The following is a 9752-nucleotide window of genomic DNA, read 5'->3' on the forward strand; positions in this document are numbered from 1 at the left end:
TTTTACCGCTTCGGCGTTATAACCTCACACTCAATCTTTTATCACGAAGTCATGAGTGAATCGCGAGTCGTCCGCCGATTGCGATAGTCGGCAGCGTCAGATGTGTCCAAGAGACAGCACCGAACTCGTCCTACGCCCCGACGGCCGCGCCACCGTCCTGGAGATCGGTGCCCGCCTCGGCGCCGGTCACATCGGCGTCCTCATCCAGCACGCCCTCGGCCTCGACCCGTGGCGCGCCCTGTGGGACATCGCCCTCGGCCACCCGCCCACCCTCACCCCGGCACGCAGCGGCTACGCCACCGTCCGGTTCCTGACCACGCCCCACGAGGGCCGGCTGGTCGCCGTCACGGGCCTGCCGGAGGTGACCAGCACGATCCCTGCTGTAGTCGTGCGGGCGCCTGTAGGTGCGGGCGTGGGACCGGCAACGTCCAACCGCGGCCGCCTCGGCCATGTCATCGTCACCGGCCACCACCCGCACACGGTCGACGACCAGGCCGACCAGATCCTGCGCCAGATCACCGTCACCGTCGACCAGGGGAACAGGACGTGAGCACACCCACCCCACAGCTGTACAACTGACACGGCCGGTCGCCAGGCCGCCAGCCAGGGGCTTCGCAGCGCTTCCTCCTGCGTCACCGGCTGATACTCATGCGAGCCGTCCGGCCAACCGGGACAGGACAGCAGCCATGGAGGTGTAGGTGTCGCGGACGCCTTCGTCCTTGTGGAGGCGGTGCCGTTCCAGGCGGATGGCGCCCAGGTGGCGCGCTTCATAGACGAGGCCGCGCCAGGTGGCGGCGCTGGAAGTGTCGCGGGGGCCGTAGGTGTCCCAGAACGCGGTGCGCTCGTCCTGTTTGGCGCAGGCCATACGGATGGTCCAGTCAGCGGCTGGATCACCGAAAAGCGTGCGGTCCAGGTCGAGGACTCCGGTGATCACTGGCTTGGATGCGTCGGGATCGAGCATGGTGTTGACGGTCCACAGATCCCCGGTGAGCAGCTGCGGTTCGGTGATCTCGTCAAGGACATGGTGGTGTTCACCGGCCAGGTCGGCGACCTTGTGTACGTCGGAAGCGTCCAGGCCGAGACGTTCCAGGTCGTCGGCGATGGCGTTGAGGGAAGCGATCACAGCCACGCTCCAGCTGCGGTGTCCGGGGCCGGCAACCGGACCGAAGTGCGAGCCGCGGACCGCGTGAACGCGTGCCGTGATCTCTCCGAGCTGGGCGAAGAAGCCCGGCCACAGGTCGCGGGGATAGATGCCCAGACACTCGGGGGCGGGCACGCCGGTGAGGTGGCTCTGCACCATCCAGTCCCGGCCGGTGATCTCCTGCGACCAGTCGGCGAATAGCACGCGTGGGACGAGACCAGCGAGGGGGGAGAGGTAGGGGACGGTGACGTACTCGTTACGCATCAGCTCGCGCTCGGAGCTGAACTGCTGCCCCGGAGCCGGAGCGATGCGCAGGATGACCGGTCCCTGAAGGCAGTCGACGGTGATCCGGTAGGTGGTGTTGTACATGCCGCCGCCGAGCTCCACAGCGGAGGCGACGTGAGCGGCGTCCCCGAAGGCGCGTCGAGCGATCGCCTGGATGTCCTCGGCGGTGACGGGCTGCTGAAAGGCGTGCGGGGCGCGGGGGATGGAACGGAAGTCCATGGAGTTCCTTCAGGCCCAAGAGCGGAAAGCGACTGGTCAGAAGTAGGCGACAGAGTTCCGGGACCGGTGGGGGGTGGTGGTGGGCTTCCCTACCCGTGCGTCGCCGCGCAAGAGCTCGCCTTCCAGGGCGTACCGGTCGCCGTGCTTGCTGATCCCGGTGATTGTGGCAACGGCCAGCACCAGGCCCTCGGTGTTGACGATCTGCACCTCGTCCTGGGCAAGGGCCCGGTCCGCGTTGAATTTCCAGATGCCGCGGCCTGCCTGCCACGCCTCGTCCTCCGTCATTCCCGGGCGCCACCCGATCGTGGACCGGCCGAGACGATCGCCTGGCTCAGCGGGCCGCTCCGGGCCCAGTTGGATTTGAAGCACACCCACTCCTCAACTTTGTAACTTGCTGAGAAGTTACGGCCAGCTTCCTAACTTGTCAACAAGTTAGGAAGTTAAGAAGGGGGGGGCGGGCAGGCGGGGCGCCTCGGCCCCGGCGGCGCACCGTCTGATCGGAATTCGTCAGGATGTTCTGTTTAAGGAGGATGGCAGGTTAGGTTCCTTCCGGACGATCTTGTACGGAGGTGTCGGGACGGAGAGCGCCGCACCTGCCCGCCGGGGCCGCCCCCCTCCCAGCGAGCTCATCGTGGGGTCCGCAGAGAACTACGTCGGGCACGACCGGGACCTCACTCTGCCAGGCTTGATGGCCGTCAGGCAGGTCACGCCGCCATTGAGGAGACGTAGGCAATCGGCGGCGCAAGCGCTGGCGGAGCGACTGAACCGCAGCGACTGACGTGTGCTTTGGTCGCTGTCAGAGAGTGAGTAAAGCAACAGGTCAGGACCTGATTTCCCCTCTAGTAGCGACTGAAGCGACTAAGGATCCGAGTATATGAATCCATTCCTGTGCGCGCGTGTGCGTCATATATAAGGGACTTCAGTCGCTTCAGTCGCTGATTGGTCACCTGGATGCCTCCTCACCTGCGGGCTTTCCCTGACCAGCTGAGTAGCGGCCGAAGGTGCTTCAGTCGCTGTCTTTGCGTTGAGTCGCTGCTCAGCACTTGGTGACCGGCATCGTCGACACGGCGTCAGGTCTCTTCTGTATGTGCTGCCCGACCTCGTCGGTCACATTCGCTAGGCTGTATCCGTCATTGAGTCGCTTCAGTCGCTGATAGGGGGTGCGCGTGCCTGCTGACCTGCGGGTATCCAGCAGCGACTCACGGCAGCTTGCCTCGAAGTCTTCAGTCGCTGAGCTCTCCCTCGCCACCGCCAGCTGGTGCGCCCGCCAGGGATGGCCCGTCCATCCCCTAGCAGCAGGCCGGAAGACCCCTGCCGCCAACTGCAGCAACTGCCGTGCGCAATCCCATGCACCCGCTGACTGCCTCTGTCTCCCGGCAGGTCTGTGGTGTCACGGTTTCCACGCCGCCACCCTCGATCAGGACCGCATCCAACAGTGGTGGGGTGCCCACCCGCAGTTCGGGATCGGCGTCTCTTGCGGACCTGCCGGCCTGGTCGTTATCGACATTGATGCGCACCCAGCTCAGCCCCCGGCACGGGACCGCATCCTGCCTGGCATCCCGATCAGTGATCACATCGACCTCACCGGACTGGCCAACGGCTTCCACACGCTCGCGGTCCTGGCCGCGCTGCGCGGCCAGACCAGCCCAGCAGACGACGAAGCCACCCTGCGCGTACGAACGCCTTCCAATGGGATGCACGTCTGGTACCGGGCCACGGACGGCCGCCGCTGGCTGTCTTCCGTCGGCTCCAGCACCGGCCGCGCCCTGGCCTGGCAGGTCGACGTCCGTGCTCACGGCAGCTACATCATCGCCCCGGGGACCACCACCCGCAGTGGCACCTACACCCCGATCGGCGACTGCCGCCGGCCGGCCCCACTGCCGCAGTGGCTTGCCCAGGAACTCGAACGCACTGGCCACCTTCCGGCACAAACCAGCCCTGCGGCGCGCCCGGTACCGCCCCGTGCCCGGCAGGCGATCCTCTCTGCGGGCGGCGGTCGCGGACAAACTGAGCAGACCCTCGCCACCGTCCTCGCCCCTGTCCAGGCATGCGGCCAAGTCGAGGAAGGCGCTGGTTTCTCTGACGCCCTCAACCGGGCCGCCTACACCCTCGGTGGGCTCATTGCGGCCGGCCGCCTGCCCCAGGCCGAAGCCGAGCAGGCACTGAGAGATACCGCGGTCACAGCTCGTCCGGGGCAGGACCGCCGCATCGATCAAATCATCCGCAGCGGGCTGGCCGCCGGTCTCAAGCGCCCTCTCTACGCGAGCGGGAGGCGCCCGTGACTTCGCCCTCGTCCAACCCCGACACTCTCTTCGAGTTCGACCCCGAAGCCGTTGCCGCCCAGATCCGCGCCCAGGGCATGACCGTGCCGCTGCCCCCACAGGCTCAGCACGAACGAGCGGCGGCCGGGCAAGCCACGCCCCACGGCCTGCTGCCCGACACACTCACCGACCGCGGCAACGCCAAGCTGTTCGTCAAGCTCTACGCCAACGACTACCGGCACGTGCCCGGCATCGGCTGGTACCGCTGGGACCGCACCCGCTGGCAGCTCGACGAAGACGACACCGTCCTGTGGGCGGCCGGAGACCTCGCTGAAAACATCGCCACCCATGATCCCCGCGGAGTGTTCACCACCACCGCCCTGCAAAAGCACCGCCGCCGCGCCCTGTCGACCACCGGCATCAACGCCATGCTCGCGCAGGCCAAATCGGCCCCGGGGATGGTCCTCAACGCCGCCCGCCTTGACGCCGACCCCTACGTCCTGTGCACCCCCGACGGCATCGTCGACCTGCGCACCGGAGTGACCAGGGCCCCCGACCCAAACAGGGACTTCCACTCCCGCTCCACTACCGTCGGCCCGAAACCCGTGCCCACTCCACGCTGGGAACGGTTCCTTACCGACACCTTCGGCGACGACGCCGAAGGCCAGGAGATGATCACCTACCTGCAGCTGCTGCTCGGCTACTCCGTCACTGGTGACGTCGGCGGCCAGGTTCTGCCCTTCCTGTTCGGCGCGGGCAAGAACGGCAAATCCGTCCTGTTGGACGTGCTGATGAAACTGCTCGGCGACTACGCTGACGCGGCCCCGCCCGGCTTTCTCATGGCCAAGCCCTACGAGGGCCACCCCACCGACCTCGCCGAACTCCACGGCCGGCGCGTCATCGTCTGCTCCGAAGTCAAACCGGGTGACAAGTTCGACGAGGCCCGCGTGAAGCTCCTCACCGGAGGCGACCGCATCAAGGCCCGTCGTATGCGCCAGGACTTCTTCAGCTTCGAACCCACCCACAAGCTCTGGCTTCTGGGTAACCACCGTCCCGAAGTCGGCACCGGCGGATTCGCCTTCTGGCGCCGTATGCGCCTGATCCCCTTCGAACGCGTCGTCCCCGACCACCGCAAGATCGACAACTTGGCCGACATCCTGGTCACCGAAGAAGGCCCCGGCATCCTCAACTGGCTTATCGACGGCGCCCGCCGCTACCTGGCCGGCGCGCGCGACCTCACCGGTCCGGAACGAGTCCGTATCGCCACCACCGCCTACGCCGAAACAGAAGACCACACCGGCCGCTTCTACGAGGAACGCTGCCTGCTGTCTCCAGAGCTGCGCGCAGAGCAGACCGCTCTGTACGCCGCCTACAAGGCCTGGTGCCAGAATGAAGGAGCACCGGCCATGTCCTCCCGCGCGTTCGCCGCCCGCACCCGAGAACTCGTGGGCCTGGCCTCGCCCAAGGAGATGATCCTGTCCAACCAGCGCAAGCACTACCCGGGCATCGGACTGCTCACCGACGAGGAGAGGGAAGCCGGCTGATGAGTTCCCTGATCACCGAGGACGAGATCAGCCACGAGACCGAACTCGTGTGGCTGGAGGACATCACCACCCTGGACTACGTCCGCCAAAGCCTGGACCGCCTGCCCACCCGCAAGGGCAAGCCCGCCTACCACCGCGACGGCCGCATGGTCGGCTACGCCATCCTCGGCGCCACCGCCAAGCCCTCCCGCGCCTCAGGCACCTTCCGCCGCCGCGTCTTCTGGCTCCTGCCCCACGACCGCGACAGCCAGCCCGACGGCCTGTACGCCAAGAGCGCCCCAGCCGAAGCCGTCGACCCCCGCACCCTCGAACCACGCCTCAAGGGCTCCAAAACCGAACGCTCCGAAGGCGGCCCGCTCTCACCCGCCATACACGAGCACCGCACATCAGCGTGAACAGATCTGTCCACGACCTGCCCGTCAAGCAGTGCCGAGGAGGAAAGCGTGCCCCAGCGGACGATGCAATTCGGCTTGTACGGCGCCCGCGGCGTCAAAGGCCACGAAGCTGTGGCCCGCCAGCTGGACGCCCTCGCAGGCTACGTCGCCACACCTGTCAGCGCCCGCCGCGGCCTGCTCGCCCGACTGCACTACCTGACGCGCACTGATCAAGCCCGCCGACGGGCCCGTGAAGCCGGCCTGACCGTCACCGACCGCACCCTCAAGGCATGGCTCGAGGGTCGACGGTCACCTTCGCGGCAGAACCTGGAGCGCATCGAGCAGGCCTACCGCACGGTGCGGCGGGAGAACGTGGCCCGCTACCTGCTCGCCCGCCTCAACCGCGAGGGCCGCGGCACCCGCGTGGAGATCCACCCGCTCAACCAGTCCCAGGTCTCCCGGCCCCGCCAGCGCGTCGTGGAGTACCGCACGCTGAACGTGCGCCACTGGGACCGCATCGTGCAGGCGTGGGCGGCCGGCGACGAGCGGGAGCTGGACGACGCCTGGGTGGGCCAGATCGTGGACCTCGGCTCCCAGTGGGGCCAGTACGAGTACGTCACCAACATCGGCTTCGCCGCCTGAAACTGCCGGACAGGACCGCCGCCATGACCCAGACCGTGACCATCACCGATGAAATGCCTGACGAGTGGGTGGCCGACGTGGTCGCCGCCGTCGAACGCCGAGGATGGACCGTCCAGGACGCCCACGAGTCCGCGATCATCGTGCAGCTGGGCACCCGGGAAACGGCCGTCCTGGACGCCGACTCCGGATCCGTGCTGGTGATCGGCTGGACCGAGCAGCACGGCATCGACTGGGGCCTCAGCTCGGACGCAGGCGCCACCGTGAACGAGGCGCAGTCGATGACCGAGGAGGCCGCACCGGAAGCCATCGCCGCTGCCGTGGACCGGCTGATGCTCGCTGGCCGCCCCGACGCCCACCTCGTCCAGCACGCGATGCCGGCTACGGCCGCGTCGGCGGCGTGCACCTGCGAGACGGTCCAGCCGTGCGGCGGAATCATCACCGACGCCGAATGCCCCGACCACGGAGCACGCCGCGCGCCGCAGATGTGGTGGCACTGGGAGGGCCCCACCTGCGCCCTGGCGTAGCCGACAGCCGCACCGTCTACCGAGCCCGCCCGTCCTCGGCGGACGTGCCAGGTGCCGTAGTGGCGGGAGGCGGTGTCTGCGGACACCCCGAGCGGGCCCACCACGGGGACCGGGCCGGGCCGTACCGGGCGATCCGGGAGGCATTCGCCGTACTGGAGGAAGAAGCGGCGGCCGGACGCCTGGCCGGGTACGGGGTGGCCACCTGGGACGGCTTCGACGGGGGGTTCACCGTGCCGCTGCTGCGCGCTCTGGCCACCGAGGCGGCGGGCGGAGCCGGACACCACCTGGCCGCCGTGCAGCTCCCGGTCAGCCTGGTGATGATGACGCCCATCGAGCAGGCCCTCAACGGCAAGGGCCCCGTCCTGGCGGCCGCCGACGCCGGACTGCAGGTGATGGCGTCGGCGCCGCTGCACGGCGGCGAGCTGCCGGCGATAGTCGACCAGGAACTCGCCGACCTCATCCGCCCCGGCCTCACCCCCGCACAGGCATGCATCCTGGCAGCAGCGTCATGCCCAGGGGTGACACAGGTCCTCCTCACCGCCTCCAGTGCGCCACACTGGCAGGCAGCCGCCGACGCGGTCACCCAGCCCGCCCTGGACACCGCCCGCCTGCGGAAGGTCACGGATGTACTCGCCTCCCCCTGACCCCGACATCGAGCAGCGCATGCGCGCCCACCACCGCCGCGCGGCCAAGGCCCTGGCCGCCGAGCTGGAGCCGGGCGGCGAGTTCTGGGGCTGGGCCGGGCGCACCCTGGGCGCCCCGGCCCGCACCGCCGCCGGCGAACCCGCGTGGCTCCGGCTCGTGTCCGCCCCGCAGGACAAGGCGTCCGGCAAGCTGTGGGACGGCGCGGTCACCGCGCACAAGGCCCTGGGCGACCTCGACGGACGCCGCCCCGCGCTGCTCGGCGTGCACGACGAGAACGCAGACGGCACCGCCTACCGCGCGGAGCTGTCGGCCCGGGTCAGCGAACCGGTCCTCTCCGACGACCCGATCCTGCAAGACCCGCTGGACCTCCCCGACACCTGGTGGACGGACCTCACGCAGACTCTGGAGAAGCTGGCGGCCGCACCGACCGACCGCATCGCCGTCCGCCCGCAGTACATGGAGCGTGCCATCCCCCAGTACCTGGGCATCCCCGCGCCCGCCGCGCCCTCTTGGCACACCGCCCACGCGGACCTGCACTGGGCCAACCTCACCAACCCCCTGCGGATCCTGGACTGGGAAAGCTGGGGCGCCGCGCCGGCGGGCTTCGACGGCGCCATGCTCTACGCCTACACCCTGCCCCAGCCGGCCACCGCCGCCCGCGTCCGAGCGGCCTTCCCCATCCTGGGCAGCCCGGCCGGCCTCGCCGCCGAGGCGACCGTGTGCGCCATGCTGCTGCAGACCGTGGAGCGAGGCGACAACCTCACCCTCACCAATCCACTCCAGGAATGGGCCGCCGACCTGCGCCATCGAGCCACCAGATGACAACGTGCAGCCGCCACGGCTGGCCGGTCCAGCGCTTGGTGAACTGCTGGTGCGGCAGTCACGGTGCCAGTCCTCGTCTGCCTGTTTCACTCGCCAACGGGAGCCCGTCCGATGAGGCGCCATCTCCCCCGCTCTGCGGTCACGCGATCAGCGAGCACGTCAATGGCCCGTGCTCCAGCGAACGCTGCGGGTGCACAGGCCATTGGCCATGCTCAACGACGTGTGTCAGGCAGGCTGCTCCTGCGTGGTCAGCGCGTTCATGAGGGTGCTGTATTCGTCGGGGTGCTGCTTGCGCAGGATGTCCATGAGCACGCGGGCGCACTGAAGGAAGTCGGCCGGCTCCATCTTCCTGTGTAGAAGGTGCGCGATGAACGGTGCGTCGTAGTACGGCAGCTGGCGCGGCTGACCGTTGTCGTCCAGATCCGCAGCATCCAGCTCAGCGGCAGCTGGAGCTGATGGGCTATTAACGGCGTTAACCCCTGCAGGCGTGAGCGAGCCTGGCTCCGCCGGGCCCGCGGGGGTATTAACGCCGTTAACGCTCGAGGCAGAGGGCGAGCCCGAGCTGGCTGCGTCTGTGGGAGCTTCTGCGCGCCGTCCCACCGCCACGGCGGCCGACAGCCCGGTCTGAGGATCAGCCGCGGCTCGCTGACTGTCCGCGGGGACCGGCAACGGCGCGCGTGATTTCGTCCTGGGGGAGATTGGTCGTGCGGCCCCCTCTTGGGTCCTTCTTCAGCACAGGGGGCCGCACGTGAGTGCGGCGTCGAAGGGCGCCTGTGCTTCCCATGATGACGGACGCCGTACTGCTGAGGAGGGGAAGTGGCGTATCCGCCCCAAAGTGCTGAACCTGTGGCGTCAGCCCTCGGGAACAAGGTGGCGCAGGGTAGCGCACGGTGGCGCATTTGGCCATTGTTCCGTAACTCCATGATCACGTGGCGTGGCGAGCCGCGCTGGGGTCATGCTGGCGGTCCTTCCTGTCAGCGCTTCAGCACCGCTGTCAGAAGGGCAAGTTGTCGTTCTCACTGACAGAAACAGAGTGCGATGTCGAAGAAAGTGGTGACCGTCGTCGTCCTGGCGGCGGTCCTCACGTGGAGCACGGTCATGATCGTGCTGGGGCACGCGGCCGCGGCCGCTGTCCTGCTGCCCTCACTGGGGCTGCTCGTCCAGCAGATCGTCCAGGCCCTTACGGGCTACGACAGCCTTACCCGCCCCGGCGCCGGCCCCGCCGACACCGGCCCCACCGGACCGGATGGCCAGGAGGCGGTCCGATGATGCCGTCCCCGGGCCCGGCCCAGCCC

The 9752-nt window shown here is 68.6% G+C and carries 11 protein-coding genes; 9 read left to right on the plus strand and 2 right to left on the minus strand.

Translation table 11 applies throughout. From position 1 onward, the window contains the following. Nucleotides 1-100: 100 nt before the first annotated feature. Nucleotides 101-550, plus strand: coding sequence for a hypothetical protein (locus GV126_RS32755; protein ID WP_159674648.1), 450 nt, complete (start codon nt 101-103; stop codon nt 548-550). 96 nt (nt 551-646) lie between these two features. Here the strand turns inward: GV126_RS32755 and GV126_RS32760 are convergent, their stop codons facing one another. Next, a complete protein-coding gene (locus GV126_RS32760) occupies nt 647-1645 on the minus strand; it encodes a phosphotransferase family protein (RefSeq protein ID WP_159674650.1) in 999 nt (332 codons plus the stop codon). A 36-nt stretch (nt 1646-1681) separates the two neighbouring features. Continuing rightward, a complete protein-coding gene (locus GV126_RS32765; protein WP_236570336.1) occupies nt 1682-1930 on the minus strand; it encodes a hypothetical protein in 249 nt (82 codons plus the stop codon). 881 nt (nt 1931-2811) lie between these two features. On the opposite strand from GV126_RS32765, the gene GV126_RS32770 reads away from it, so the two are divergent. From GV126_RS32770 to GV126_RS32805, 8 genes are all read left to right on the plus strand, one after another. Beyond that, entirely contained in the window at nt 2812-3927 is a 1116-nt protein-coding gene (locus GV126_RS32770; protein ID WP_159674654.1) for a bifunctional DNA primase/polymerase, read from the plus strand. A 77-nt stretch (nt 3928-4004) separates the two neighbouring features. After that, nucleotides 4005-5450 carry a DNA primase family protein gene (locus GV126_RS32775; protein ID WP_185948151.1) on the plus strand — a complete coding sequence of 482 codons (1446 nt, stop codon included), beginning with the start codon at nt 4005-4007 and terminating at the stop codon, nt 5448-5450. Next, on the plus strand, nt 5450-5845 hold the full coding sequence (locus GV126_RS32780; protein ID WP_159674658.1) for a DUF6009 family protein: 396 nt from the start codon (nt 5450-5452) through the stop codon (nt 5843-5845). Before GV126_RS32775 ends, GV126_RS32780 begins: the two co-directional genes overlap by 1 nt. Nucleotides 5846-5893: 48 nt before the next feature. After that, the gene (locus GV126_RS32785) at nt 5894-6466 is read left to right on the plus strand and encodes a transcriptional regulator (protein WP_159674660.1); all 573 of its coding nucleotides are present in this window, start codon (nt 5894-5896) and stop codon (nt 6464-6466) included. A 23-nt stretch (nt 6467-6489) separates the two neighbouring features. Further along, nucleotides 6490-6990 carry a hypothetical protein gene (locus GV126_RS32790; protein WP_159674662.1) on the plus strand — a complete coding sequence of 167 codons (501 nt, stop codon included), beginning with the start codon at nt 6490-6492 and terminating at the stop codon, nt 6988-6990. Nucleotides 6991-7049: 59 nt separating this feature from the next. Continuing rightward, on the plus strand, nt 7050-7634 hold the full coding sequence (locus tag GV126_RS32795; protein WP_202036243.1) for an aldo-keto reductase family protein: 585 nt from the start codon (nt 7050-7052) through the stop codon (nt 7632-7634). Next, nucleotides 7615-8457, plus strand: a complete 843-nt coding sequence (locus GV126_RS32800) for a hypothetical protein (RefSeq protein WP_159674666.1) — start codon at nt 7615-7617, stop codon at nt 8455-8457. Before GV126_RS32795 ends, GV126_RS32800 begins: the two co-directional genes overlap by 20 nt. A 1038-nt stretch (nt 8458-9495) precedes the next feature. Further along, nucleotides 9496-9726 (plus strand): hypothetical protein, encoded by a 231-nt coding sequence (locus GV126_RS32805; RefSeq protein ID WP_159674668.1) that lies wholly within the window; start codon nt 9496-9498, stop codon nt 9724-9726. Nucleotides 9727-9752 lie beyond the last annotated feature (26 nt).

The sequence above is a fragment of the Streptomyces mexicanus genome, assembly GCF_902506575.1.
Taxonomy (GTDB): Bacteria; Actinomycetota; Actinomycetes; order Streptomycetales; family Streptomycetaceae; genus Streptomyces; species Streptomyces mexicanus.